At 71.7% G+C, this 25,807-nt stretch carries 23 protein-coding genes; 10 read left to right on the top strand and 13 right to left on the bottom strand.

Annotated elements, in window-relative coordinates:
• Positions 1-1,147 (top strand): hypothetical protein (locus AVP41_RS16210; RefSeq protein WP_231902798.1); only part of this gene is annotated, 1,147 nt, incomplete at its 5' end.
• A 3-nt stretch (positions 1,148-1,150) separates the two neighbouring features.
• Here AVP41_RS16210 and AVP41_RS16205 read toward each other — a convergent pair.
• The 3 genes from AVP41_RS16205 to ubiE form a co-directional block, all read right to left on the bottom strand.
• Positions 1,151-2,524 (bottom strand): FAD-dependent oxidoreductase, encoded by a 1,374-nt coding sequence (locus tag AVP41_RS16205; protein WP_067167131.1) that lies wholly within the window; start codon positions 2,522-2,524, stop codon positions 1,151-1,153.
• A 67-nt stretch (positions 2,525-2,591) separates the two neighbouring features.
• Positions 2,592-3,653 carry a polyprenyl synthetase family protein gene (locus tag AVP41_RS16200; protein WP_067167128.1) on the bottom strand — a complete coding sequence of 354 codons (1,062 nt, stop codon included), beginning with the start codon at positions 3,651-3,653 and terminating at the stop codon, positions 2,592-2,594.
• A gap of 9 nt (positions 3,654-3,662) precedes the next feature.
• Positions 3,663-4,337: a bifunctional demethylmenaquinone methyltransferase/2-methoxy-6-polyprenyl-1,4-benzoquinol methylase UbiE gene (gene ubiE / locus AVP41_RS16195; RefSeq protein WP_157532547.1), complete on the bottom strand. Its 675-nt coding sequence runs from the start codon at positions 4,335-4,337 to the stop codon at positions 3,663-3,665.
• A 213-nt stretch (positions 4,338-4,550) separates the two neighbouring features.
• Between ubiE and AVP41_RS16190 the strand changes: the two genes are divergently transcribed.
• Positions 4,551-5,861 (top strand): isochorismate synthase, encoded by a 1,311-nt coding sequence (locus tag AVP41_RS16190; protein WP_082829302.1) that lies wholly within the window; start codon positions 4,551-4,553, stop codon positions 5,859-5,861.
• A gap of 147 nt (positions 5,862-6,008) precedes the next feature.
• Here AVP41_RS16190 and AVP41_RS16185 read toward each other — a convergent pair whose 3' ends face one another.
• The 3 genes from AVP41_RS16185 to AVP41_RS16175 are packed head-to-tail and all read right to left on the bottom strand — an operon-like array spanning position 6,009 to position 9,167.
• Entirely contained in the window at positions 6,009-6,872 is an 864-nt protein-coding gene (locus tag AVP41_RS16185) for a polyphosphate kinase 2 family protein (protein WP_067167121.1), read from the bottom strand.
• A gap of 53 nt (positions 6,873-6,925) precedes the next feature.
• The gene (locus AVP41_RS16180; protein ID WP_067167120.1) at positions 6,926-8,767 is read right to left on the bottom strand and encodes a thiamine pyrophosphate-binding protein; all 1,842 of its coding nucleotides are present in this window, start codon (positions 8,765-8,767) and stop codon (positions 6,926-6,928) included.
• 1 nt (position 8,768) lies between these two features.
• A complete protein-coding gene (locus AVP41_RS16175; RefSeq protein ID WP_067167116.1) occupies positions 8,769-9,167 on the bottom strand; it encodes a PLD nuclease N-terminal domain-containing protein in 399 nt (132 codons plus the stop codon).
• A 74-nt stretch (positions 9,168-9,241) separates the two neighbouring features.
• On the opposite strand from AVP41_RS16175, the gene AVP41_RS16170 reads away from it, so the two are divergent.
• Entirely contained in the window at positions 9,242-9,508 is a 267-nt protein-coding gene (locus AVP41_RS16170) for a DUF4229 domain-containing protein (protein ID WP_067167112.1), read from the top strand.
• Between the two features lies 1 nt (position 9,509).
• Here the strand turns inward: AVP41_RS16170 and AVP41_RS16165 are convergent, their stop codons facing one another.
• The 3 genes from AVP41_RS16165 to AVP41_RS16155 all read right to left on the bottom strand — a co-directional run bounded on the left by AVP41_RS16165 (position 9,510) and on the right by AVP41_RS16155 (position 12,680).
• Positions 9,510-10,520 (bottom strand): 1,4-dihydroxy-2-naphthoate polyprenyltransferase, encoded by a 1,011-nt coding sequence (locus AVP41_RS16165; RefSeq protein WP_067167109.1) that lies wholly within the window; start codon positions 10,518-10,520, stop codon positions 9,510-9,512.
• A gap of 10 nt (positions 10,521-10,530) precedes the next feature.
• Entirely contained in the window at positions 10,531-11,697 is a 1,167-nt protein-coding gene (locus AVP41_RS16160) for an AMP-binding protein (RefSeq protein ID WP_067167105.1), read from the bottom strand.
• A 62-nt stretch (positions 11,698-11,759) separates the two neighbouring features.
• A complete protein-coding gene (locus tag AVP41_RS16155) occupies positions 11,760-12,680 on the bottom strand; it encodes a 1,4-dihydroxy-2-naphthoyl-CoA synthase (RefSeq protein WP_067167102.1) in 921 nt (306 codons plus the stop codon).
• A 64-nt stretch (positions 12,681-12,744) separates the two neighbouring features.
• On the opposite strand from AVP41_RS16155, the gene AVP41_RS16150 reads away from it, so the two are divergent.
• From AVP41_RS16150 to AVP41_RS16125, 6 genes are all read left to right on the top strand, one after another.
• A complete protein-coding gene (locus AVP41_RS16150; RefSeq protein ID WP_067167098.1) occupies positions 12,745-13,308 on the top strand; it encodes a hypothetical protein in 564 nt (187 codons plus the stop codon).
• Entirely contained in the window at positions 13,305-16,157 is a 2,853-nt protein-coding gene (locus AVP41_RS16145; protein ID WP_067167095.1) for an ATP-binding cassette domain-containing protein, read from the top strand. The genes AVP41_RS16150 and AVP41_RS16145 overlap by 4 nt, the downstream gene beginning before the upstream one ends.
• 25 nt (positions 16,158-16,182) lie before the next feature.
• Positions 16,183-16,572, top strand: a complete 390-nt coding sequence (locus AVP41_RS16140) for a VOC family protein (protein WP_067167294.1) — start codon at positions 16,183-16,185, stop codon at positions 16,570-16,572.
• Between the two features lie 28 nt (positions 16,573-16,600).
• The gene (locus tag AVP41_RS16135) at positions 16,601-16,999 is read left to right on the top strand and encodes a glucose-6-phosphate dehydrogenase (RefSeq protein WP_067167092.1); all 399 of its coding nucleotides are present in this window, start codon (positions 16,601-16,603) and stop codon (positions 16,997-16,999) included.
• A 69-nt stretch (positions 17,000-17,068) separates the two neighbouring features.
• Positions 17,069-18,427: an HNH endonuclease signature motif containing protein gene (locus AVP41_RS16130; protein ID WP_067167088.1), complete on the top strand. Its 1,359-nt coding sequence runs from the start codon at positions 17,069-17,071 to the stop codon at positions 18,425-18,427.
• Between the two features lie 20 nt (positions 18,428-18,447).
• Positions 18,448-18,891, top strand: a complete 444-nt coding sequence (locus AVP41_RS16125) for a GNAT family N-acetyltransferase (protein ID WP_067167085.1) — start codon at positions 18,448-18,450, stop codon at positions 18,889-18,891.
• 43 nt (positions 18,892-18,934) lie between these two features.
• On the opposite strand, the gene metH is transcribed toward AVP41_RS16125, so the two are convergent.
• From metH to AVP41_RS16110, 3 genes are read right to left on the bottom strand one after another with little or no spacing between them, the layout of a single operon-like run.
• Positions 18,935-22,558, bottom strand: a complete 3,624-nt coding sequence (gene metH / locus AVP41_RS16120) for a methionine synthase (protein WP_067167082.1) — start codon at positions 22,556-22,558, stop codon at positions 18,935-18,937.
• A 22-nt stretch (positions 22,559-22,580) separates the two neighbouring features.
• Positions 22,581-23,552 carry a permease prefix domain 1-containing protein gene (locus tag AVP41_RS16115; RefSeq protein ID WP_067167078.1) on the bottom strand — a complete coding sequence of 324 codons (972 nt, stop codon included), beginning with the start codon at positions 23,550-23,552 and terminating at the stop codon, positions 22,581-22,583.
• 1 nt (position 23,553) lies between these two features.
• On the bottom strand, positions 23,554-23,910 hold the full coding sequence (locus AVP41_RS16110; RefSeq protein WP_067167291.1) for a helix-turn-helix transcriptional regulator: 357 nt from the start codon (positions 23,908-23,910) through the stop codon (positions 23,554-23,556).
• An 88-nt stretch (positions 23,911-23,998) separates the two neighbouring features.
• Here AVP41_RS16110 and AVP41_RS16105 point away from each other — a divergent pair, with 88 nt between their 5' ends.
• Positions 23,999-25,009 (top strand): o-succinylbenzoate synthase, encoded by a 1,011-nt coding sequence (locus AVP41_RS16105; RefSeq protein ID WP_067167075.1) that lies wholly within the window; start codon positions 23,999-24,001, stop codon positions 25,007-25,009.
• 12 nt (positions 25,010-25,021) lie between these two features.
• Here AVP41_RS16105 and AVP41_RS16100 read toward each other — a convergent pair whose 3' ends face one another.
• Positions 25,022-25,648, bottom strand: coding sequence for a TetR/AcrR family transcriptional regulator (locus tag AVP41_RS16100; RefSeq protein ID WP_067167071.1), 627 nt, complete (start codon positions 25,646-25,648; stop codon positions 25,022-25,024).
• Positions 25,649-25,807: the final 159 nt, after the last annotated feature.

Below are 25,807 nucleotides of genomic sequence, written 5' to 3'. Positions count from 1 at the left end.
CGGCGCTGCCGGCACGCCCGCGGGGGGTCATCGCGTGACCGCGGCCGAGCGCCTGGTGCGCCTCCTCGCCGCCACCCTCCCCCGCGCCTCGCGCGACCGCTACCGCGAGGAATGGACGGCCGACCTCGACGGCGCGGCGGAGATCGGGATGGCGCGCGGCGCGATCGTCCGCGGCGCCGCGGTCACCGCCCTCACGATCGACCGCGGCGATCCCGGCCACACCGGGATGCCGCGCACGGCGCTCGCCGCCCGCCTCGCCCGCCGAGCCGTTGCGACGGGTGGGTCGGCGGCCGTCCTCGCGGCCGGCTGGTCGTTCTCCGGCGGGCAGAGCTCCCTGTGGGCGGAAGGCCTGCCCGGCGGGGCGGTGTTCGCGGCGATCGGGGCGGGACTCGGCCTCCTCGCCCTGGCGTTCGGGGCACTCGCCCTCGTCCTGAGCCTCTCGGCGGTCTCCGCTCTGGCGGGGCGGACGGCGCGCGGCGCGCTCCTGCTCACTGCCGTCGTGGCCGTCTTCGGCGCTGTCGTGGCGGCGGGGATCGCTCAGCGCGGGCTGGCGCTCCTGGCCGTCCCCCTCGTCGGCGTGCTCCTCGCGTTCGCGATCGCGGCGAGCACGGGCCCCGCCGGCACCCGAAAGGTCCGCACGGTCAGCGGTCTCGCGTTCGCGGGACTCGCCCTCATCGTGCTCACCGGCGCGGTCATCCACACCACCGTCTGGAACCCGTCGGCCCGCGTTCCGGCGCTGCCACTGGAACAGATCTACGCCGAGATGATCGCGCAGCGTCAGTTGACGCCGGATTTCGGCATCGGGGTCGGGGTGTGGGCGGCGATGTGCCTGGGCGCCATCGTGCTGTTCGCGCTCGCGACCTCCCTTCCCGGCGCGACGAGGACCCTGCCGTTGCGGCGGCTCATCGTGCTCGGCTGCCTGCTGGTGGGCGGGATCGTGTTCACCCAGTGGTTCGCCGCGTTCGGGATCGGCATGGCGCTCGCCGACACGTTCGCCACCTCGGGGGCCGACGCCGCCTGGAGCGGCGCCCTGCTCGGAATCGTCGGCCAGGTGGCGCTCGTCGCCGCGCTGCTCGTGGGCCTCACCGGCCCGGCGAGGCAACCGGACGCGGAGCCGAGCCCGGCTCCCGCGCCGACGCTCCCCTGAGGGTCACTCGCCCCGGGAGACGCGCACCATCTCGTCGCGCTCGACGACCTTGATCCGCACGCGCTCCTGGGCCGCTCCCAGAGCCTGCTCGTGCTCATCGAGCCGGTGCCAGCCGTCCAGATCCGTCCAGCGCACCCCGCGCTCGGCGAGCAGGGCCGGGATCGCCTCATCCGACGGGTCCTCGGGAGTCCACCACGAGCCCTGGTCGTTGATGAGGTGACGGATCGTCTCCATCGCATCCGACTTGGTGTGACCGATCAGCCCCACCGGGCCGCGCTTGATCCACCCGGTCGCGTACACCCCGGGCACACGCTCGTTGGAGTCCTTCTGGAGCACCTGTCCCTCGTGGTTGGGGATCACGCCGTGGCGTTTGTCGAACGGGACGCCGGGCAGCGGCGAGCCGAAGTAACCGACCGCGCGATAGACCTGCTGGACCGCGATCTCACGGAGCTCCCCCGTCCCGACCACGCCGCCCTGTCCATCCGGGCGAGTGCGTTCGTAGACGATGGCCGCCACGCGCCCGGCCTCGTCCTTCCGGATCTCGACGGGCTTCGCGTAGAAGTGCAGGTGGAGCCGGCGGCTCGCCTCTCCGCCAGCGTTGTTCACGCTCGGGCGGGTGCGCCACGACTGGAGCACGCGATCGATCACCATCACCTGCTTGTTGCTGGCGATCGCGGCGCGGCTCGCGTCGTCGTAATCGAAGTCCTCGTCGTAGACGACCATGTCGACGTCGCGGAGCTCACCCAGCTCGCGCAGCTCGAGCGGCGTGAACTTCACCTGAGCCGGGCCGCGGCGACCGAAGACGTGGACATCGGTGACCCGGGAGGCCTCGAGCCCTGCCTGCACGTTCGCCGGGATCTCGGTGACCAGGAGGTCTTCCGCGTGCTTGGCGAGCACTCGGGCCACGTCGAGCGCCACGTTGCCGTTTCCCAGCACGGCAACCGACGACGCATCCAGCGGCCACTCCCTCGGGAAGTCCGGATGACCGTCGTACCAGCTCACGAAATCGGCTGCCCCGAACGAGCCCTCGGCATCGATGCCCGGGATGTCGAGCGCCGCATCGCGGATCGCCCCCGTCGCGAAGATCACGGCGTGGTAGTGCCGTTGGAGGTCTTCGAGCGCGAGATCCTCGCCGAACCGGACGTTGCCGAAGATCCGGATGTCGCCCCGGTCGAGCACGTCGCGCAACGCCGTGATGATGCCCTTGATGCGCGGGTGATCGGGCGCGACGCCGTAACGCACCAGTCCATACGGGGCCGGCAGCTGGTCGAAGAGGTCGATCGAGACGTCGAACTTGCGCTCGGCCTTCAAGAGGATGTCGGCGGCGTAGATGCCGGCCGGGCCGGCTCCGACGATGGCCAGCCTGAGCTTGGTCATTCCTGTTCCTTTCGGGACGTCCCGGATGGGCGACGGCCGTTCCCCGGCCGTCCACGGGTGAGAGTGTTCAGCGGGACCGATCGACGACGACGTGCGCGAAACGCGTGAGTGCCTCGCGCACCGTCCCGTCGGGGAGCGGATCCAGCGCCGCCACCGCGTCGCCGGACCACTCCGCCGCCAGGCGTCGGGTCGCCTCGGTGGCCGGGTGCTCCCGCAAGCGCGCGAGCTCGTCGTCGAGGATGGCCGGGTCGGCCCCGTCGGCGATGCGGGCGACACCGTCGTCGATCGACGATTTCAGCTCCGCAGAGCCGGGGTCGGCCGCACGGCCGAGGAGCAGGTAGGGCATCGTCGGCACACCCGCCCGCAGATCGGTGCCCGGGACCTTTCCGGTCTCGTCGGGGTCGGCCGACAGATCGATGACGTCGTCGAGGAGCTGGAAGGCGATGCCGACGCGCTCACCGAAGTCGAGCACCGCCTGCTCATACGCCGCCGGGGCTCCTGAGAAGAGGATCCCCACTTGACCGGCGGCAGCGATGAGCGAACCGGTCTTGTCGGCGAGGACCTGCAGGTAGAACTCCACCGGGTCGTCGCCGGCCTGTGCTCCCACCGTCTCGTGCATCTGCCCGAGGACGAGACGCTCGAAGGTGTCGGCCTGCATGCGGATGGCGCGCTCGCCGATCTGGGCCATGAGCTGGCTGGCACGGGAGAACAACAGGTCGCCGGTGAGGATCGCGACGTTGTTCCCCCACACCGCGTGGGCACTCGGCACACCGCGCCGCACGTCCGCTCCGTCCATGACGTCGTCGTGGTACAAGGAGCCCAGGTGGGTCATCTCGAGGGCGGTCGCGCCGGCGATCACCTCGTCGGTCGCGCCGTCTCCCAGCTGCGCCGTGAGGATCGACAGCATGGGACGAAGCCGCTTGCCCCCCGCCTCGTACAGGTAGCGGCTCGTCACGTCGGCCAGCGCATCGCCGACCTGGAGCTCCTCCGCCAGCCGCTGCTCGACCCGGGTGAGGCCTTCCTCCACCGTCGCCGCGAGCCGCCGCATCTTGCCGCCGACGAAGATGCGCTCGGTCAGGCCGAGGTGGCTCGTCAGCTGCGAGCCGGGCGTCGAGGGGCGCGGGGTCACCCGACTAGCCTACCGGGGCTCGCCGACCAACGGCTTGGTCGCCCGGTGCAGCGCAACGATGCCGAAGGACAGATCACGGTGGGCGACGCGGTCCCATCCGGCCTCACGGATCCACGCCGACAACTGCGCCTGGTCGGGCCAGTCGCGGATCGACTCGTTGAGATAGTCGTACGCCTCGGCGTTGCTGCTGACGACGCGGGCCACGGTGGGGAGGACGCGGTCGTTGTAGAAGCGGTACAGGCCTGCGAAGGCGGCGGAGCGCGGGTGGGAGAACTCGCAGATGACGAGCCGGCCGCCGGGCGCGGTGACTCGGAGCATCTCGGCGAGGGCGACGCGCGGCTGGTGGACGTTGCGCAGACCGAACGAGATCGTGACGGTGTCGAAGCTGTCGTCGTCGAAGGGAAGGGCCATGGCGTCGGCCTCAACGAAGGAGAGGTTGGGGAGGTGACCGTGACGGCGGCGCCCCTCGGCGAGCATGCCCGGCGAGAAGTCGGCGGCGACCACCTCGGCGCCGCTGCGCGCGAGCGCGACGGCGCTGGCTCCGGTGCCCGCGGCGAGGTCCAGGATGCGCTGTCCCGCGCGCGGCGCGATCGCCCGCGTGGTGGCCACACGCCAGAGCCGGTCGTTGCCCAGGCTCAGGATCGTGTTGCTGCGGTCGTAGGCGGGGGCGACCTCGTCGAACATGCCGCTGACGCGCGCGGGGTCCTTCTCGAGATCGGCTCGGTGGAGGTCTGCGGGGCGCTCGTCTGTCACCCCACGATCCTACGTTCTGAGGCCGCGGCGCAGGGTTCTGAGGCCGCGGCGCAGGGTTCTGAGGCCGCGGCGCAGGGTTCTGCGGCCGCGGGTGCGGATCCCCGCCTCGCGTCCGGCACGGCGGCGCGCGGATAGGCTGGAACGGTGAGCGCCGTCCCGTCCCGCCTGCCCCGGTTGCGCGCGGTGACCCGCGAGATCCCTGCCGGTTTCGGGCCGGATGCGGACGCCGATCTGCTCGAATACGCCGACCCCCGCAATCCCCTGGTGTGGTCGCGCCGCGGGGATGTGCTCGTCGGCGTCGGATCGGTGTTCGTCTACGTCGGATCGCCCGGGGTCGAGCCGCGGCACGTGGCGCGGGCGTGGAGCGAGGTCACGTCCCGTGCGGAGATCGACGATCCGCTCTCCCTCCCCGGCACGGGCCTCGTGGCGTTCGCGACGCTCCCCTTCGACGCCGAGTCCCGTCGCGGGCCCCTCCTGGTGGTACCGGAGACGATCATCGGGCGCCGCGGCGGCCGGACCTGGCTGACGCGGGTCTCCTCGGCCGACGACACACACCCCGCCGCGGACGTCGGACCCGGAGACCTTCCCGCCCGCACCGGGTATGGGCCGCACTGGTCCGCGCACGTGGGTCCGGGAACGCTCACCCCCGAGGACTACCAGTCGATCGTCGCGGCCGGACTGGAGGAGATCGCGGCGGGGACCGTCAGCAAAGTGGTGCTCGCGCGCGACCTCGCCGGAACGGTCCCTCCCGGCTCCGACCTCCGCAGGCTCGTCCGCGCGCTCGGCTCGTCATACCCGGACACGTGGACCTTCGCCGTGGACGGTCTCATCGGCGCAAGCCCCGAGACCCTGCTCACCGTCTCCGGTGGCGACGTCACCGCACGCGTTCTCGCGGGCACCGCGGCTCGCGGCGCCGATCCCGACGCCGACACGCTGGCCGCCGTGGCACTGTCCACGAGCACGAAGGACCTCGACGAGCACCAGTACGCGGTCCAGAGCGTCCTGTCCGCCTTGCGCCCGCACACGACGGCGCTCGTCGCGCAGGAGCAGCCGTTCATGCTCAAGCTCCCCAACGTGTGGCACCTCGCAACCGACGTGGAGGGGCGCCTGAGTGCGGGCGCGTCGGCTCTCGACCTCATCGACGCGGTCCACCCCACGGCCGCGGTCGCGGGGACCCCGACCGCTCGTGCGCTGGAGGTCATCCGCCGGTTGGAGCCGTTCGACCGCGGACGCTACGCCGGCCCGGTGGGCTGGACCGATGCGAACGGCAACGGCGAGTGGGCCATTGCGTTGCGCTGCGCACAGTTCGAGCGCGAGACCGCGACGGTCGATGCCGCCGACGGCATCCCCTTCACGGCGCATGCCGGCGCGGGCATCGTCGCGGGGAGCGACCCCGAGTCCGAGATGCTGGAGACCCGGGTGAAGTTCCGCCCCATCGTCGACGCCCTCGCCTGAACCGCCTCCCCGCTCTGCCGAGAGCACATGCTCCCACCGAGCGCACCCTTTACTCACGCATGTTCGGTATGCGCTGGATGACAGCATGTGCTCTCGGCGGACGGGATGCGGCAGAGGGCAACGAGGAGGAACGCGGCGGAACGGGTGTCAGGTCGCGGCGAGCCGGGCCTTCTCGGCCTCGACGTCGAACGTCGCGGCGGGCCACTGCGGGTCGATCGCCTCGAGTGCGTCGAGCAGGAGCGCCTGGACAGCCAGCCGTGCGTACCACTTGGCGTTCGCGGGAACCACGTACCACGGGGCCGCATCGGTCGAGGTGCGCTCCAGGGCGATCTGGTACGCCTCCATGTACGCGGGCCAGAGCTCACGCTCGTCGACATCTCCGGGGTTGTACTTCCAGTGCTTGTTGGGCCGCTCCAAGCGTTCGCCGAGCCGCGCCTTCTGCTCGTCGGGCGAGATGTGGAGCATGACCTTGACCATCCGCACGCCGGCCTGGGTCAGCCGGCGTTCGAAATCGTTGATGGCCCCGTAGCGGCGTTCGATCTCGTCCGGCGGAGCGAGCTCGCGCACGCGCCCGATGAGGACGTCTTCGTAATGCGACCGGTCGAACACGCCGATGTACCCCGCCGAGGGCACCTCCTTCTCGATGCGCCACAGGAAGTCGTGGGCGAGCTCCTCTGCGGTCGGCTTCTTGAACGCTTTCAGGTGGACCCCCTGCGGGTCGGTCGCACCGATGACGTGACGGACGATGCCGCCCTTGCCCGCAGAGTCCATCGCCTGCAGGACGAGGAGCAGCGCGGGAGCTGAATCGTCGGAGCGGCTCTGCGCGTACAGACGCTCCTGCAGCTCGTCGAACTGCTCGGCGCCGGCCTCGAGATCAGACGCCGCGTCGCCCTTGTCCCCGTCGTATCCCGGGGTGGCGTCGGGATCGACGTCGTCGAGACGGAATCCTTCGCCCACCCGGAGCGTCGTCGCAGGGTCGTCGGCCCAGTTCTGCTGGCTCTTCGCGGTCATGGACCCATCATGACCGAGCCGCAGGCCGCGCACCACGGTTCGCCGGCGGCACGTCAGCGAGGGAGGGCGACCTCGATCACCTGGCAGCCGGTGACCGCGGAGGTGAGGGCCTGATCCAGCGCGGTGCGCGTCTCGACGCGGACGTACTCCCACCCGTAGGCCGTGGCGAGCGCCCGGAGGTCGACGCGTTGCGGTGTGTAGAGCACGCGGTCCATCGCGGCGGCCGAGGCGACGCCCGCCACCTCCAGGCCGTCGAAGATCGTGCCGCCGCCATCGTTCCCCACGATCACCTGGATGCGCGGCGCCTGTTCACCGACGGGCAGGAGGAGCGCACCGACGTCGTGGAGGAAGGCGAGGTCGCCCATCAACACGCGCGTGACACCGGGGGCGCCCGCGGACTGGCTCGCGACGGCGATCCCGATCCCGGTGGCGATCGTGCCGTCGATGCCCGCGAGGCCACGGTTGGAGTGGACGGGCACCTTCTTTCCCGGCAGGACCTGGTCGGCCACCCGCACCAGACGCGAGGAGGCGAACAGGAGCCGGTCGTGCGGCCAGCTCGCACGCCAGACCGCGTCGACGAGCATCGCACGATCGACGGGCGCGCGCATCGCGTCGAGCTCGGCGGAGATCGCACCCAGCCGGCGGCGGGGCTCCACCGAGGCCAGCCCATCGGCGTCGGGAGCCGCGGGGCTGAGGTCGACCGCGTGCGCACGGGACGCGCGCATCCAGGCACCGAGCCACTCGCGGTCGGACGGTCCGGACGCGACCGTCACGTCGTCGGCGGCGCGGGTGATGCCGTTGAGGTTGAGTGGCTCCCCCGGCCCGCGCACGGCGATCACCTCCACATCGTCGCGCGAGAGCAGCGCCACCACCTCGCGGCTGAGGGTGGGGTGCCCGAACACGACCGCGCGCTCGACCCGTCCGCCGAGGTCGCCGTCGGCGAGGAGCAGGCGATAGCCGTGGACGACGTGACGACCGAACCGGGCGCCGCTGACGATCTCTGCGACGAGGGGCCATCCCCCGTGGTGGGCGAGGTCTTCCGCACGAACGCCGGCGTCGGCGCCCGCGACGACGATCGTCCGCGGTCCGCGTTCCAGCACGAGCGGATCATCGTCCGCGCCGGCCGGAACGTCCGACTCGCCGATGCCCCCGCCGCCCTGGTACAACGCACCGCCGCTGGCCGCCGTGTCGTCGTCGGGCGCGCCGTCGACGACCTCGCCGACGCCGCCGGCCGCGCGTCCCCGCTGAGTCTCGACGTCCTGCGGCTCGGCGGAGACGGGAGCGGGATCGAACCACGGCGGGATCGCGCCCGAGAGCGGCTCCCGAAGCGGGACGTTGAGGTGCACCGGGCCCGCCGAGCGGGCACCCACTCCGACGGCGGCGGCGAAGGCCTCGTCGGCGACGGAGCGCAGGACCACGGTCTGGGGGTCCGTGCCGTCGGGGTCCACCGCGTCCGGCACGGGGAGGTCTGCCTCCCACCGCACGTTCGGGCTGTACATGCCGGGCTGGCGCGTCGTCTGGTTCGCCCCCACGCCGCGCAGCTCCGGGGGACGGTCGGCGGTCACGAGGATGAGGGGGACTCCGGAATGGTGCGCCTCGAGAGCCGCGGGCGCGAACCCCGCCGCGGCGGTGCCCGAGGTGCAGATCACGACGGCGGGCAGGCCCGTCTCCCGTCCGATGCCGAGCGCGGTGAATCCCGCCACGCGCTCGTCGATCCGCACGTGCAGGCGCACACGGCCCCGCTCCTCGAGCTCGGCGGCAACCAGCGCGAGCGCCTGCGAGCGCGACCCGGGGCTGACGACCACGTGCGTGACGCCGCGTTCGACGAGCCGTCCGAGGAGGGCCGCCGCCGCGTCGGTTGCGGGGGCGCGTTGCGGCGCCGCGTCGTGGCTCATCTCAGCTGTGCGTGCCGCGCGGGCCGGGTGTGCCGTCGGCGTCGGCGTCGGGCTCAGCGGGGGGGCCGCCCGCGGCGTCGTCACCCTCCGAGTCGAGCGCGGCGAGCTCCTGCTCCAGGCGACGGATGCGGTCCTCCTGGTCGGTCATGACGCCGATACTGCCGAGGAACTCGGGGTCGTCGTCGGGCGCTCGGAAAATCGCGGCGCTCTGACGTCCACGGCTACGGCCGATCGCGAACCACAGGATGCCTCCGACGACCGGAAGGAGCACGACGATGAGGATCCACACCGGCTTGCTCACTCCGCGATGCCGCGTCGGCGGCTGGAGGGCGCAATCGACGATGCTGTAGACCCAGAACGTGACGGCCAACAGCGCAAGAACGAGATACACGCGCGCCACCCCTCCATCCTAGGCGCGTGCCCGGCTGCCCGGTCCCGGCCGACGGCCCGGCCACCCCCGAGTACGCTGGGAGTATGCGTGCGCGGTCGGCTCTGGTGTTCACGGTGCTGCGGCTCGCGGCGTTCCTCGTCCCCTTCGGGATCATGATGCTCATCCCGGTGATGCGCGAGTACTACTGGCTGACGGCCATCTTCGCCGCGCTCATCGGTCTGAGCCTGTCGATGCTGTTCCTGCGTCGGCCGCTCGACGACCTCACCACCGACCTGGCCGCACGTCGCTCTCGGCAGCGCGAGACGACGGACGAAGACGCCGAGGACGCGACCCTCGACGGCACTCCCTGACTCAGATGGCGGGCGCGTAGGCCCAGAACAGGAAGCCCGCGTAGGCGAGTGCCGTGAGCGAGGTGACGCCGAGCGCGACGACGAGTTCCCGCGGGTGGCCGTAGGTCCAGACGATGAGGATCGCCGCCAGCGCGGGAAGCAGAGCCAGGAGCGACAACCACGCGATCGGGTAGAGGGTCGCCAGCACCACGGCGATCGCGAACGGGATCAGCAGGAACAGGGTGAACAGCACCTGCGTCGCGCGCTTTCCGATGAGCACCGTGAGGGTGCGCTTTCCCGCGCGGCGGTCCTGCTCGATGTCGCGCAGGTTGTTGGCGAGCAGCACGGCGCAGGCGAGGAACCCGGCCGCGACGCCACCGAGCCACGCCTCGTCGGGCACGACGCCGATCTGCACGAAGGTCGTCCCGGCCGTGGCGACGAGTCCGAAGAAGACGAAGACGACGACCTCGCCCAGCCCGTAGTAGCCGTAGGGACGCTTGCCCCCGGTGTAGAACCATGCCGCGGCGATGCACACCGCGCCGACGGCCAGCAGCCACCAGTGCTGTGTGCGGAAGACGACGGCGATGCCGACGATCGCGGCGATCGCGAAGAAGACGAGGGCGACGGCGAGCACCGTCTTGGCGGGCACCGCGCGCGATGCCGTGAGCCGCGCCGGCCCGACCCGGTGGTCGTCGGTGCCGCGGATGCCGTCGCTGTAGTCGTTCGCGAAGTTGACGCCGATCTGAAGCGCCAACGCGATCACGAGGCACGCGAGCGCGAGCACCCAGTGGAGGCGCCGCTCGACCACGAGAGCCGCGCCGGTGCCGATCACGACCGGTGCGACGGCCAGCGGCAACGTGCGCAGCCGTGCGGCGCCGATCCAGTCGCGCAGGGTGGCCGGCGCGACCTGTCGCGGGTCCCCCGACACGACCGGTTTCTGCGGGTTGCCCGATCGGCCGGCCGGGTGTCCGGACGACCTGGCGGACGAGGTCTTCGCGCGACGGGACTTCTTGCTCGAGCTGCTGGCTGCCACGACCGAAATCCTAGGCCGCACCGCCGTCGCCGGTCGAACCGCCGCGGACGAGGGCGAGGGCTCTCGCGGCGCGACGGTCGGGTTTGCCGGACGACAGGAGGGGCATCGCCTCGACGAACACGAGCTCGCGCGGACGCGCGGGAGCGCCGAGTGCCGCGGCCACCGCCCTCCGGGCTTCGTCCAGCACGCCGGTGGGGAGGTCGACGCGATCGACGACGATCGCCGAGGCCTCGCCCCAGCGCGGATCGGGAACGGCCACGACGATCGCCGCGTCGAGCCCGGGGACGGCACGGACCACCTGCTCCACCCGGTCGAGAGACACGTTGATACCGCCCGAGACGATGACGTTGTCAAGGCGCCCGGTGATCCGCAGGACATCGTCGAACGTGCCGGCGTCGCCCGTGCGATACCACCGGACGCCGTCGGCGTCGCGGATGAAGGCGGCCGCGGTCGACTCCGAGTCGCCGAGGTAGCCGTCGGCGAGCATCGGCCCACTCAGCTGCACTTCGCCATCTCGCACGCGCACCGCCACGTCGCGCAGGGGATGACCGTCGTAGACACAGCCGCCGCTCGTCTCGGTCGACCCGTAGGTGCGGACGATGCGCGCACCGACGGCAGCCGCCCGATCGGCGAGCTGGGCCGGGAGCGCCTGGCCGCCGACGAGGATCGCCTCGAACGACCCGATCCGGGTGTCCTGCCCTGCTTCCTCTGCCGCCACGAGCGTCTGCAGCTGCGCGGGCACGAGGGAGGTGAAGGTCGGGGTGCGCTGCCCCCCGACGCTCGCCGCCATCGACCCCGCCGCGGCGGCGAAGGTCTGGGGGGTGAACGACCCCGCGAGGATCGCCGGCTCCCGTCCCGCGAGGAGCGAGCGCACGACCACTTGCACGCCCGCGACGTAGCCCGCGGGGAGGGCGAGCAGCCAGCTCCCCGCGCCGAGATGATCGATCGTGGCGAGGGCGCTGGATGTGAGCGCCGAACGGCTCAGGACGACCGACTTGGGGACCCCCGTCGACCCGGACGTGGTGAGCACCACCGCCGTCCCCGGCGCCACGACCGCATCCGGCCCCAGGTCCGCCGTGGCTCCCAGGGCGATCGCCGGGCCGGCGCCGAGCACCGCTCCCCGCAGCCCCCGCACGACGTCGCGCGGGTCTGTGGTGTCGATCGTCTCGATCCTCATGCGGCGGAGGCTCCCTCACATGCTCCCGACGGAGGCGGCCTGCTCCCGTCGGCGTCGGCCGGTCAGTAGTGGTACGGGAAGGCCGACCAGTCGGGGTCGCGCTTCTGGAGGAAGGCGTCGCGCCCCTCCACGGCCTCATCCGTGCCGTAGGCGAGCCGCGTCGCCTCGCCGGCGAACACCTGCTGACCCACCAGTCCGTCATCGACCGCGTTGAAGGCGAACTTCAGCATCCGGATCGCGGTCGGGGACTTCCCGAGGATCGTGCGCGCCATCGCGATCGCCTCGCGCTCCAGGTCGGCGTGGGGCACCACCCGATTGACGGCGCCCGCCTCGTACGCACGCTGGGCGGAGTACTCCTCGGCCAGGAAGAACACTTCCCGCGCGAACTTCTGCCCCACCTGGCGCGCCATGTAGGCCGAGCCGTATCCCGCGTCGAACGAGCCCACGTCGGCATCGGTCTGCTTGAAGCACCCGTGTTCGGCGGAGGCGATCGTGAGGTCGCAGACGACATGGAGCGAGTGCCCGCCCCCGGCCGCCCAGCCCGGCACGACGGCGATGACGACCTTCGGCATGAAGCGGATGAGGCGCTGCACCTCGAGGATGTGCAGTCGCCCGGCGCGGGCCGGATCGGCGACCGACGTGTCGGAATCGGAGTACTTGTAGCCGTCGCGACCGCGGATGCGCTGGTCCCCGCCCGAGCAGAAGGCCCAGCCGCCGTCCTTCGGGCTCGGACCGTTGCCGGTGAGCAGCACGACTCCGATCGCGGGATCCTGTCGTGCCAGGTCGAGGGCGCGGTACAGCTCGTCCACCGTGTGCGGCCGGAAGGCGTTGCGCACCTCCGGCCGGTCGAACGCGATGCGGGCGATCCGTCCGTCGCGCGAGACGTGGGCCGTGATGTCGGTGTAGGAGTCGGCGCCCGGCGCGAGCACCCACTCGGCCGGATCGAACAGGTCGGAAACGCGGGAAACCTCGGACTCGTCCACGCCTCCAGCCTACGCGGCCGTCACACGGCGACACCGGGCGCGCACCGCCCCCTACCCTGGATCGGTGACCCTCTCCTCCCGGATCCTCGCCCTCGCCTCCGCGAGCGCTCTCGCCCTTGTCCTCTCCGCCTGCGCCGGGCCCTCGTCGCCCACGCCCTCCGGCGTGGGCCCCACCCCCGCAGCGACCACATCGACCGACACCGGACCCGCCGAGGGAGCGTGTGCGGACGACACCGGCGTCACGCTGATCGTCGACTCCTCCGCGCTCGCCGGCGGCCAGCGCGAGCAGTGGTGTGTACCGGCCGACGGTGACGTCGCGGCGACCGACGTCGTCTCGGAGGCCGGGATCACGACGGAGGGCACCGACGAGTACGGCGACCAGGTGATCTGCCGCGTGAACGGGCTCCCCGCCCCCGACGCCCCGGTGGGTTCCACCGAAGACCCGGCGTATGTGGAGTCGTGCGCGACGATGCCCGCCGCGTTCGCCTACTGGTCGCTGTGGGTGCAGCCGGAGGGCGGCGAGTGGGGCTACGCCACGACGGGCCTCTCGGAGCTCACCGTGCGCCCGGGTGAGAGCCTCGCGCTGCTGTTCACCCTCGACGGCGCCCCCGCTTCCCCGGCGTCGTGACCGTACGACCCGCTCCCCTGCGTGCCGCGGCGGCCCTCGCCGCCGGGTTCGTGGTGGTGCGGGTCGTCTACCGCGTCCTCTTCCACGGCGCGGACGGCGCGGGGACCCTGCTGCTCGATCTGCCCGTCCTGAGGCTGGCTCCGCCGTTCGGGCACGTCGAGATCCTCGGGCCGGTCACGAGCGGCGGGCTGGCCACTGCCGCGCTCTCCGCGCTTCCGATCGCCGGAGTGATCCTCGCGTTCGGCGTGCTCAACGCGCTGGTGGACGTGCCCCGTCTGCTGGCCCGCGGCGCGCAACGCGGACCGCTGCAGGGCTTCGCGCGCGCTCTCGCGGTGGCGTGGGCGACCCTCCCGGCCCTCGCGGCCGCCGCGCGCGCCGTGGCGACTGCCCAGCGACTCCGCGGCGACCGTGCCGGCATCCGGATCCTCGCTCCCGTCCTCGAGCACACACTGGAACGTGCGACCGCTCTCGGGGCCGCCCTGGAGCTGCGGGGCTACGCCGGTCGGCCCCTCGAGGGCGATTGCGCCCGCCCGGTGGAGCTCGCCTCGATGCGCGCCGGGTTCACCGGGCCGGCCGTCGTGCGGGTGGACGCGCTCGCGGCCTCTCCCGGGGAGCTCATCGTGGTCAGCGGTGCGACGGGTTCAGGCAAGTCGACGTTGCTGCGCACGCTGAGCGGACTCCACACCCACGTCGACGGCGGGGTGGCCGGCGGGAGGATCGTCGTCGCGGGCCACGACCGCCTCGCCACCGCCCCTCGACACATGGCGCGGCTCGTGGGGGCGGTGCTGCAGCAGCCGCGGACGTCGTTCGCGGCCGATCGGGTGGACGACGAAGTGGGACTCGCGCTGGAGCTGCGCGGCGTGGCTCCCGTCCTCCGCCGTGCCCGCGTCGATGAGGTCCTCCGCCGCGTGGGCATCTCCGCCCTGGGGAGCCGTCGGACCTCCGAGCTGTCGGCGGGAGAGGCGACGCTCGTCGCGATCGCCGCGGCGATCGTCGAGGAGCCGGTGCTGCTGGTCGTGGACGAGCCGCTCGCCGATCTCGACAGGAGCGCGCGGGAGCGCATCGTGTCCCTCCTCGGGGCGCTCGCGCACGAGGCGGGCGTGTGCGTCATCGTGGCCGAGCATCGTACGGACGAGTTCCGCGCCGTCGCTGACCGGAGCCTCCACGTGACGGAGGACGGCGCCGTCGTCGACGGTCCCCTCCCGCGGACCCTAGAGCGGGCGCCCGAGTTCCGCGCGGGCCGACCCGGGCAGCCGTCACCCGCGCGCGAAGCCGAGACCGTCCTGGACGTGCGGGGCGTGTCGGTGCGTCGGGGTCGCCGGACCGTGGTCGACGACGTCTCGTTGCGGCTGGCCGCCGGCGAGCTCACCGCCGTATCCGGACCCAATGGGGCGGGCAAGTCGACTCTTCTGCGGACCCTCAGTCGTGAGCCGGGCACGGCGCTCGTACCGGACGACTCAGACGATCTGTTCGTGCGCGCCACGGTGCGCGCGGAGCTCCGCCGGGAGGATGCCCGCGCGAAGACCCCCGGGGTCAGCGTCTCCCGGTTCGCCGCTCTCCTCGGGCTCGATCCCACCGATCCGCGTCTCGAGGCCCGGCTCGGCCGCCACCCGCGTGACCTCTCGGTGGGAGAGCGGCGGTGCCTCGCGATCGTCCTGCAGACCGCTCGCACACCGCGCGTGCTGCTGGTCGACGAACCGACCCGCGGCCTCGACCCCTCGGCACGACGTCTCGTGATGCACGCGCTGGCCGCGCAAGCCGACGCCGGCACCGCCGTGCTGCTCGCCTCGCACGACACCGGGTTCTGCGCGGCGCTCGCCGATCGCCTGCTCGCCATGCGGGGCGGCACGCTCGAGCGGGTCGACGGCCCCACGCCGCAGCCCGCCGCCGCGTCGCCGGTGGCACCGGGAGAGTCGAGGCCGCGCGTCGCGCCGCCTGCGCCCGATGCCGCACCTTCCGCGGTGGCGGACTCCGGCGGCACGGACTCCCCGCGCGCGGGGGGACGACTGCCTCGCGGGGCGACAGCCGGGAACCACGCGCGCCCGGTGCTGCTGATCGCCGCGAACCTCCTCGCCGCGGCGAGCTTCCTCTGGCCGCTCGTCGTGGCGGCGCTGCCACCCGACGCTTCCTCCGCCGTGCCCGTGATCGCGCTCGCCGCCGCACCGCTGGCCGTCCTCCTGGTGCTGGCCGCTCTCGACGGAAGCGTGCGTTCCGCGCACACGCTCTCGCTCCTGGCGGTGCTCGCCGCCGTCGGCGCCGCGATCAGGATCGCCAGCACCGGCGTGGGCGGGGTCGAAGCCCTGTTCATCCTGTTGATCCTCGCGGGCCGCGTGTGCGGTGCGAGGTTCGGTCTTCTCCTCGGCGCGGCCTCGATCGGCCTCTCCGCGGCGCTGTGGGGAGGTGTCGGCCCCTGGCTCCCCTTCCAGATGTTCGCGTGCGGGTGGGTCGGCGCGGGTGCCGCCCTCCTGCCGCGGCGCCCGCGGGGTGCCGCCGAGATCGCGATGCTCGCGGCCTACGGAGTCGTGGCGTCCTATCTGTTCGGCCTCGTCATGAACATGTGGTTCTGGCCCTTCGCCGTCGGCGGAGACACGAGCATCTCCTACGTCCCGGGCGGCGGTCTCGGCGAGAACCTCGGGAACTTCCTCGTCTACTCCCTCGTCACCTCCACCGCCACGTGGGACACCCTCCGCGCCGTCACGACGGTGGTCGGGATCCTCCTCGTCGGCCGAGCGGTGCTGTCGTCCCTCCGCCGCACCACCGCCGCCGCGTCGCCGGCACGCCTCCCGGCGCGGGGGCCGGGCCCCGCGAGTCCGTCCGAGGGGGTGTCGCGGACCGCCGCGCCGCGCTAGCGTGACCGCGAACCGGGAGGACAGCATGCTCATCGTCGGATCGATCGTGTTGCGCGTCGACGACCTCGACGCGGAGATCTCCTTCTGGACGGCCGCGCTGGACTACGAGGTTCGGGAGCCTCGAGACGACGACTTCGCCGTGCTCCGCGCGCGTGACCGTCGCGGGCCGAACCTGTCGCTCGACGCCGTCGCTGCTCCTCGCAGCCTTCCTCCTCGCATCCACCTGGATCTCTACGCCGAGGACCAGGCGGCCGAGCTCGCCCGCCTCACGCGCCTGGGTGCCCGCGAAGTGCCGTGGGACAAGCGTCCCGCCGACGCCGACTACGTGATCATGGAGGACCCCGAGGGACACCGCTTCTGCGTCATCGACGCCGCCGACTGGGAGGGATGGAACGAGCGCCTCCGGACGCGGTGACCCCCGGGGGCGTGCGAAGCTGGAAGACGTGAAGATCAGGACCTCGTCCGACTGGCGCGACGCGCTTCCCTTCGACGCTCCCCTGCGCGCCTCCGAGGCTGTGCCGGGAGAGCCCACGCGGTGCACCGGCTGCGGGCCTTCTTCCGAGGTGCGGGAGCGCGAGGACCTGTGGGTCGTCAAGCACCACCACCCGAACAACCCGGCCGGGTTCGTGCGCTTCTACTGCGCGGCCCATCGCCCCGTCGTCGCTCCCCGTCCCGAACCGGCACCCTCGAAGGCTCCGCGGGAACGCCGCGCCCCGCGGGCGGCGTCGAACCGGCTTCCCGCTCCGACGATCGCCGAGCGACCGGCCGTGATGTGCCCCGACTGTTTCGTGGAGGTGCCCGCGACCGGCGTCTGCGGGATGTGTGGGCAACCGGTCGGCTGACGCTCCCGAGTTATCCACGAATCGAAGATTTCTTCGAAACTCGCGCCGTGTGTGCGCGAGAATTGAGGTATGACACACGACGAGTCCGGCATCACGGCGGCGGAGGCCGCCGCCGCCGACCGCTTCGTCGAGCGGGCGCTGCTCGCGCACCGCGCCATCGCCGCGGCGCAGGCCGCCCACGTGGCGGTGCTCGCCGAGGCGCATGCCTGGGCGCGCTCGGTTGCGGCCAGCCGGCCGAATGCCACGTCGCGGACGGGCGACCTCGAACTGCGTGATCTCGCTGCGCAGGTGGGTGCCGCACTCCGGGTCTCCGACCGCACGATCCAGCGGCGCATGGACGAGGCCGCGACGGTGTCGGAGCTCTTCCCGACCACTCTTCGCGCGTGGTCCTCGGGCGAGATCGATCGCGGTCACGTGTCGGCTATCGTCGACGCCGGGCTGCCCCTCACCCGGCCCGAGGACCGCGAGTGGTTCGAGCGCCGCGCGCTGGATCGCGCGAACGAGCTCACCCCGGCCCAGCTCCGACCCGTCGCGCGCACGCTCGCCGAGCACGCGCACCCCCGTTCGCTCGACGAACGGCACGCGCGGGCACGGGGGCAACGACGCGTCGTGGTGACCGACCTCGACGACGGGATGGCGCGACTGATCGCCGACCTCCCCGCCGTGCTCGCCTACGGCATTCGCGACCGACTCACGACCCTCGCGCACCACGCGAGAGAAGCCGCAGCGCCAGAGACGGCGGGTGACCGCGGCACGTCCGCGCGAGACAGCACCGTCGGCGGCCCATCTGAGCAAGACAGCACCGTCGGCGACACGCCCCCGCCCGACGTCGACGACACCCGGTCGCTCGATGAGGTCCGCGCCGACGTGTTCGCCGATCTGTTGCTCGCCGGCGTACCGACCCCCCACGGCGAGACCGGCCAGAACGTCGCGGCAAGGGTCCAGGTGACCATCCCCGTCCTCACCGTGCTCGGGCGGTCGAGCGAGCCGTGCCTTCTCGTCGGCTACGGGCCGATCCCGCTGGCCGACGCACTCGAACTGGCCGCGACGGCGCCAGGGTGGGATCGCGTCCTGACGAGTCCGGTCGACGGCAGCGTGCTCGCCGTCGACCGATACCGGCCATCGTCCTCCTTGCGGAGACTGCTGCGCGCCCGGGATGAGCATTGCCGTTTCGTCGGGTGCCGGCTCGCCGTCAGTCGATGCGACGCCGACCACACGATCGACCACGCGCACGGAGGCCAGACCCGCGCCGACAACCTCGCCACCCTGTGCCGCCGTCACCACGTGCTGAAGCACCGCACGCAGTGGCAGGTCGAGCAGGTGGGGCGCGGACTGCTCCGGTGGCAGAGCCCGGGTGGACGATCCTACGTCGATCGGCCCGCGCCGATGGTCCGCTTCCTCTCCGACGCCGACCCGCCACCCTTCTGATCACGCTTTACAGTCGACTCATGACCTCGCCCGAGACCACCGTCGACGCCCCTGTCACCTTCTCGGCTGATGTCGCACGGATCGACCGGGACCGCGTGCACCGCTGGCTGAGCGAAGAGGCGTACTGGGCGCGAGGACGCACTCGCTCCCATCAAGACGCGGCGATCGATGCGTCCCGCAACTACGGCGTCTACGACGACGCGACGGGCGCGCAACTCGCCTACGCCCGGGTCGTCACCGACGGCGTCGGGTTCGCGTGGCTCTGCGATGTGTTCGTCGACCCGTCCGCACGGGGGCGGGGCATCGGAAAGACGCTCCTGGCCGGTGTGCTCGCCGAACTCGACGAACTGGGCCTCAAGCGCATGCTGCTGGCCACCGCCGACGCCCAGGAGCTGTACCGCCAGTTCGGGTTCACCGAGCTGTCCGGCCCCACGGTGTGGATGGCCCGCTCCGCGCCGGCCTGATGCCCCGCGGTCGCGCCGCGGTCACGCCGCGGTCAGACCGAGGTCACACCGAGAAGTACTTCGCCTCGGGGTGGTGGAACACGAACGCGTCGGTGGACTGCTCGGGGTGCAGCTGCAGCTCCTCGCTCAGCTCCACGCCCATCCGCTCGGGCCGGAGGAGTTCCACGACCTTGCGGCGGTCTTCCATGTCGGGACACGCCGGGTAGCCGAGGGAGAACCGGGCTCCGCGATAGTCGAGCGCGAACAACCCCGCGACATCGTCCGGATCCTCATCCGCCAGGCCGAGTTCGGCGCGAATCCGGGCGTGCCAGAACTCGGCGAGCGCCTCCGTCAGCTGCATCACGAGGCCGTTGAGCTCGTAATAGTCGCGATAGCGGTCTTCCGCGAAGAGCTTCGCCGTGACCTCGTCGATGCGGGCGCCGGCGGTCACGAGCTGGACGGGGAGGACATCGACCTCCCCGGTGTCCCGCGCGCGCACGAAGTCGGCGAGGCACAGGTGCCGGTCGCGGCGCTGGCGGGGGAAGGAGAAACGCAACCGGTCGGTTCCCACCGCCCCGCCCGAGCCGCCGTCCGGCGCGAGAAGGCCCGCCCGGCCCAACACGCCTGTCGGATCCTCGCCGTGGTGGAGGACGACGACATCGTCCCCCTCCGACACCACGGGGAAGTAGCCGTAGGCGACCGAGGCGTCGAGCATTCCCTCCGCCAGGATGCGGTCGAGCCAGTACCGCAGCCGCGGCCGCCCCTCCGTCGCCACGAGCGTCTCGTACGAGAGGCCGTCCTCCCCGCGTCCGGGCTTGAGGCCCCACTGCCCCATGAAGGTCGCCCGTTCGTCGAGGAAAGCCGCATAGTCGGCCAGCGCGATCCCCCGGACGATGCGGGCGCCCCAGAACGGCGGGGCCGGAACGGGATTGTCCCGCGCCACGTCGGAGCGTGCCGGCATGGCATCGGGCTCCGTGAGCGTGAGGAGCGACCCGGCCCGGTGGATGCGCTTCTTCAGCGGCGGAAGTCCGACGGCATCGGGGTCTTCGCCCCGTGCGATGCGCACGAGCGGCTCCATCAGCGCCAGCCCTTCGAACGCGTCCTTCGCGTAGCGCACCTCGCCGTCGAACAGCCCGGCCAGGTCGTCCTCCACGTAGGCGCGGGTCAGGGCGGCGCCTCCCAGGAGAACCGGCCACCGCTTCGCGAGGCCGCGAGCCTGGAGCTCCTCGAGGTTCTCCTTCATGACGACCGTCGACTTCACGAGCAGTCCCGACATCCCGATGACGTCGGCGTCGTGCTCTTCGGCGGCCGCGATGATGTCGGCGATCGGCTGCTTGATCCCCAGGTTCACGACGTCGTAGCCGTTGTTCGTGAGGATGATGTCCACCAGGTTCTTGCCGATGTCGTGGACGTCGCCGCGGACGGTGGCCAACACGATCCGGCCCTTCCCCGAGGCATCCGACTTCTCCATGTGCGGTTCGAGGAGCGCGACGGCGGTCTTCATGACCTCCGCCGACTGCAGCACGAACGGCAGTTGCATCTGCCCCGAGCCGAATCGCTCACCCACCACCTTCATGCCTTCGAGAAGATGTGCGTTGATGATCTGCAGCGGCGCGATGCCGTCGGCACGGGCGAGGTCGAGGTCGGCCTCCAGCCCCTTGAGCTCACCGTCGATGATCCGCCGCTCCAGCCGCTCCCCGACGGGCAGGGCTGCCAGCTCCGCCGCGCGCTGGTCACGCAGCGCCGCCGTGTCGACACCCGCGAACAGATCGAGCATGACCGCGAGCGGATCGTAGGCGAGGTTGCCCTCGGCGTCGTACGCACGGCGGTCCCACACCAGATCGAGGGCCACGGCGCGCTGCTCGTCGGGGATCGAGGCGAGGGGAACGATCTTCGCCGCGTCGATGATGCCGGAGTCGAGACCCGCCTGCGTCGCCTCGTGCAGGAACACCGAGTTGAGCACCGACCGGGCGGCCGGGTTCAGCCCGAACGAGACGTTCGACACGCCGAGCGTCGTGTGGATCCCGGGGTAGGCCGCCACGAGAGCCCGGATGGCCTCGATGGTCTCGATCGCGTCCCGGCGCGTCTCCTCCTGCCCGGTGGCGATCGGGAAGGTCAGGCAGTCGACGATGATGTCCTCGACCTTCATCCCCCATTCGCCCACGAGCGCGTCGACGAGCCGCGAGGCGATGCGCACCTTGTCGGCCGCGGTGCGGGCCTGCCCCTGCTCGTCGATCGTGAGGGCGATCACGGCGGCACCGTGTTCCTTCACGAGCGGCATGATGCGACCGAAGCGCGACGAGGGGCCGTCGCCGTCTTCGTAGTTGACCGAGTTGACCACGGGGCGACCGCCGATCAGCTCGAGCCCCGCCTGGATCACCGCCGGTTCGGTGGAGTCGATCACGAGCGGCAGGGTCGACGCCGACGCGAAGCGGGAGACCACCTCGCGGATGTCGGCCACGCCGTCGCGGCCGACGTAGTCCACGCAGACGTCCAGCAGATGCGCCCCGACGCGGATCTGGTTGCGCGCGATCTCGACGCAATCGTCCCAGCGCCCGTCGAGCATCGCCTCTCGGAACGCCTTCGACCCGTTCGCATTGGTCCGCTCCCCGATCGCGAGGTAGGAAGCGTCCTGCGTGAACGGGACGTGCTGGTAGAGCGAGGCGACCCCCGGCTCCGGCGCCGCGGAGCGCACGGGGCTCGGGAGGGTCGCGAGGCGCTCGACGACCGCCGCCAGGTGCTCAGGCGTCGTGCCGCAGCACCCGCCGACGAGGCCGATCCCGAACTCCCTGACGAACTGCTCATGAGCCGTCGCGAGCTCGGCAGGGGTCAGCGGATAGTGCGCTCCGTCGGCGGTGAGCACGGGCAGACCCGCGTTGGGCATACAGGCGATCGGCACCGTCGAATGCTTCGACAGATGGCGCAGGTGCTCGCTCATCTCGGCGGGGCCGGTTGCGCAGTTCAGTCCGATGGCGTCGACACCCAGCGGCGCGAGAGCCGTCAGCGCCGCCCCGATCTCGGAGCCCATGAGCATCGTGCCCGTGGTCTCCACGGTGACCTCGACGAAGATCGGCAGGCGCACGCCCCGGGCGACGATCGCCGCCTTGCACCCGTTGACCGCCGCCTTGGTCTGGAGCAGGTCCTGCGAGGTCTCGATGAGGAACGCGTCGGCGCCACCGTCGATGAGCCCCTCGGCCTGCTGGGCGAAGGTGTCTTTCAGGTGTGCGTAGGTCGTGTGCCCGAGAGAGGGCAGCTTCGTCCCCGGCCCCATCGACCCCAGTACCCAGCGGCGACGCCCGTCGACGGCCTCGGCTGCCTCTGCTCGTTCGCGAGCGATGCGGGCGCCGGCCTCGGCGAGCTCGTGAATGCGGTCGTCGATTCCATAGTCGGAGAGGTTCGACCAGTTGGCACCGAAAGTGTTGGTCTCGATCGCGTCGATGCCCACCGCGAGGTAGTCGTCGTGGATCCGGGCGATCAGGTCGGGGCGGGAGACGTTGAGGATCTCGTTGCACCCCTCCAGCTGCCGGTAGTCATCGAGAGACGGTTCGTAGCGCTGCAGCATGGTGCCCATCGCCCCGTCGGCGATGACGACCCGGGTGGAGAGGGCGTCCAGCAGATCCTGGGACCGGGCCGGTCGAGCCACCGCGTCGATGTCGAGGGCGAACCGGGCGGGAGTGGTCGATGTCACCGGGCGATTCTCCCACGGGAGATCAGCGGCCGCGGCGGGCTTTACGGAAGGCGTCGACGGCGTCCCACGCCGCGGTCCCGACGATCAGGAAGCCCGCCACAACCGAGACGACACCGAAGACCGTCTCCCCGCCGCGCGGGATCACCGCGAGCCAGAACTCCGGGTTGAGCAGCGCATCCCGCGAGAGAAGCACCACGGCTCCGCCGGCGACGACCGCGTCGAGCACCGCGTTGATGACCGCGAGGGGCATCGTCCAACGCCGTTGCAGGTACCGGATGATCTGCACGGCCACCTCGATCGCCAGGATCACCAGGAGAGCGCCGACCGTCCACGGCCACAGCGCCGGGGAGAGGAACGACATCCAGCGGCCGTCGAGGAAGACGGCGCCCACGAGCTGATCCCACACCACGACGGCCGCCACGGCCACGACGCACACGACGGCAGCAACGACGTCACGGAAGGCGGATCCGTCCTGCTGCACCTCGGGCAGGCGATCCACGTTCCAGGCTCCGAGCGTCGTGGCTTTCCCGCGCGCGCGGTCGGAACGCTCCACCAGCACGAACACGAGCGTGGTCCAGAAGACGACGTGGACCGCGATCGACACGCCTCCGCCGATCGCGCTCCCCGCGACACCGCCGGCAGGAGCCCCCGCGAGCGCCTGCCCGAGGGCGATCCCGAAGGTTCCGAGCGGCACGACGATCCACAGGAGCAGCGTCAGCAGCCGCCACCACTCCAGGTAGTAGCGGGGGCCGAGCAGGTGCAGGGGACGATCGCCGTAGGCGGCGGCCAGCGCGTCGGGATCGCCGAGATCGGTGAGGACGGCGCGCTCCGCCGCCTCCGCGCTCTCCCCCGCGGCCAGGCGGGCGTCGCACTGGTCGGCGATGGAAGCCCCGAGCTCTGCCGCCACGTCGGCGCGCTGCTGTTCCGGGAGGGTGCGGACGACCGCGTGGATGTACCGGTCGGTGAGGGACTGTGAGGGGGCGGGGGCGGACATGTCAGTTCTCCTGGGGAAGATCGGAGATCGCGGCGGCGATCGCTCGGAAGTCGTCGGTGAGGGCCTCAGCCAGTCGGTGGCCCTCGGCCGAGGTGCGGTAGAACTTGCGGGGCCGGGCCTCGTCGGTGTTCCACTCGCTGAGGAGGTGACCCTGCTTCTCCAGGCGCCGCAGGAGGGGGTACAGGGTGTTGGCGTCGGTGTCGAACCCCCGGGCCTGCAGGTCTTCCAGCAGGCCGTAGCCGTAGCCCGGCTGCGCCAGGAGCCGCAGGCACGCCAGCACCACCGTGCCGCGCCGGAGTTCCTGCAGATGGATGGCGGTCGCCTCCCGGCCGTCCGGTTCGTCGCCGGGCTCCGGCAGGGATCGTGTGTGGTTCACGCATCACACTGTACTGTGTCTCACACACTATAGTCAATCACACAGTGGCGGAGCCGATCCCCACGGCAGGATGGGAGACGTGACCCCGCACCCCCTGCCCCCCTTGTCCGACGTCCTGGCGTCCGCGCATGTGGTCGCCCTGCCCCTCGTCACGCGATTCCGGGGCGTCACAGTGCGCGAGGCGCTGGTGTTCGAGGGACCCGAGGGGTGGACGGAGTTCTCGCCGTTCGTCGAGTACGACGACGCCGAGGCGGCGACCTGGCTCGCCGCCGCCCTCGACTTCGGCTGGACGGCGACCCCCGCCGCTCAGCGCACGAGCATCCAGGTGAACGCGACGGTGCCCGCCGTGGCCGAGGACGACGTGCCCGGCGTGCTCGCGCGGTTCCCGGGTTGTCGCACCGCCAAGGTCAAGGTGGCCGAGCGCGGGCAGACGCTGGCCGACGACGTCGCCCGCGTCCGCGCCGTGCGGGCCGCGTGGGGTCCGGAGGGACGCATCCGCATCGATGCCAACGGCGGCTGGAATCTCGACGAGGCAGAACAGGCGCTGCACGCCCTGGCGCCGTTCGATCTCGAATACGCCGAGCAGCCGTGCGCACGCGTTCCCGAGCTCACCGAGCTTCGTCGACGGGTGGCGTACATGGATGTCCCCATCGCCGCCGACGAGAGCGTGCGCAAGGCCACGGATCCCCTGGCTGTCGCCCGCGCGGGCGCCGCCGACCTCCTCGTCGTCAAAGCGGCACCGCTGGGGGGCGTGCACCGAGCCCTTGAGATCGTCCGCGGGGCGGGGCTGCCGGCCGTCGTCTCCAGCGCGCTCGACACGAGCATCGGGCTCTCGATGGGCCTGGCGCTCGCCGCCTCGCTCGACACGCTCGACTACGACTGCGGGCTCGGGACGGCGGCCCTCCTCGCCGCAGACGTCACGCGCGACCCGCTCCTGCCGCAGGACGGCTCGCTCCCGGTCGGCCGGGTCGCGGTCGACCCCGACCTTCTGCGCGCGCATGCCGCGTCGTCCGAGCGCAGCGCCTGGTGGCGGAGCCGACTCGAACGCTGCTACTCGGTGCTGGAGGCGGGCTCGGGCTGAGTCCGCGCGCAGTCAGGGCACCTCGACCAGGGCACCCACCAGACGCTCCAGGCGTGAGTTGAGGAGTTCGTTGATCTCCCCCTGCACATGACCTTCCAGCGTCGCGCGCGTGCAGGTGTCGTCGGAGACGTCCAGCAGCAGCTGTGCGACTTCGGGAACAGGCAGGCGCAGGCGGAGACCGAACTGTCCGACGACGTGCTCGATGATGTCCTCCACGCGGCGGCGCATGACGTTCTGCCAGTCCAGATACGCGGAGGCGAGCCGCCGGTCACGGAGCGCCTGCGTGCGGATCTCGCTGATCAGCTGGGGCTCCATGCGCTCCCCGAGCGAGACGCCCACGATCTGACGCACGAGGCTCGAAGGATCCGTGACGCTGCCGCTCTCCAGCTCTCGCACCCGCGCGGCGACCTCCTCGAGCTTCGCCTCGGCGAGCTGGGTGATCAGAGCGAGGAACAACTCATCCTTCGACTCGAAGTTGGAGTAGAAGGCACCCCGGGTGAATCCGGCGCGCTCGCAGATCATCTCCACCGAGGCGGCGTCCATGCCCACTTCCGCGAACACGTCGTGAGCCGCGTCGAGCAGCCGTGCGCGCGTCTGCTCGCGGCGACGCGAGGCGGGCCGCTCACCGACATCGGTCATCGTGTCCTCCCACCTTCCGCTTCTCCACTTTCTCACCGGACATTCAGCCTTGCATCCGTCCCACTGATTACGATACATCTTTGTATCGGATACACCGCTGTATCGTCCTTGATCGGATCGATGGACCGGGCATCCGGCGCATCGATGACACCCATCTGA

Origin of the sequence: Microbacterium sp. TNHR37B, assembly GCF_001620065.1 — a bacterium.
In the GTDB taxonomy this organism is placed as follows: domain Bacteria; phylum Actinomycetota; class Actinomycetes; order Actinomycetales; family Microbacteriaceae; genus Microbacterium.
The sequence above is the reverse complement of the archived record's forward strand: the minus strand, read 5'-3'. Positions and strand labels throughout refer to the sequence as shown.

Coding starts and splice junctions, on each gene's coding strand:
- AVP41_RS16205 (WP_067167131.1), bottom strand. CDS start 2,524: ATGACCAAGCTCAGGCTGGCCATCGTCGGAGCCGGCCCGGCCGGCATC.
- ubiE (WP_157532547.1), bottom strand. CDS start 4,337: ATGTTCGACGAGGTCGCCCCCGCCTACGACCGCAGCAACACGATCCTG.
- AVP41_RS16185 (WP_067167121.1), bottom strand. CDS start 6,872: ATGACCGCGAAGAGCCAGCAGAACTGGGCCGACGACCCTGCGACGACG.
- AVP41_RS16180 (WP_067167120.1), bottom strand. CDS start 8,767: ATGAGCCACGACGCGGCGCCGCAACGCGCCCCCGCAACCGACGCGGCG.
- AVP41_RS16170 (WP_067167112.1), top strand. CDS start 9,242: ATGCGTGCGCGGTCGGCTCTGGTGTTCACGGTGCTGCGGCTCGCGGCG.
- AVP41_RS16160 (WP_067167105.1), bottom strand. CDS start 11,697: ATGAGGATCGAGACGATCGACACCACAGACCCGCGCGACGTCGTGCGG.
- AVP41_RS16140 (WP_067167294.1), top strand. CDS start 16,183: ATGCTCATCGTCGGATCGATCGTGTTGCGCGTCGACGACCTCGACGCG.
- AVP41_RS16130 (WP_067167088.1), top strand. CDS start 17,069: ATGACACACGACGAGTCCGGCATCACGGCGGCGGAGGCCGCCGCCGCC.
- AVP41_RS16125 (WP_067167085.1), top strand. CDS start 18,448: ATGACCTCGCCCGAGACCACCGTCGACGCCCCTGTCACCTTCTCGGCT.
- AVP41_RS16115 (WP_067167078.1), bottom strand. CDS start 23,552: ATGTCCGCCCCCGCCCCCTCACAGTCCCTCACCGACCGGTACATCCAC.
- AVP41_RS16105 (WP_067167075.1), top strand. CDS start 23,999: ATGGGAGACGTGACCCCGCACCCCCTGCCCCCCTTGTCCGACGTCCTG.
- AVP41_RS16100 (WP_067167071.1), bottom strand. CDS start 25,648: ATGACCGATGTCGGTGAGCGGCCCGCCTCGCGTCGCCGCGAGCAGACG.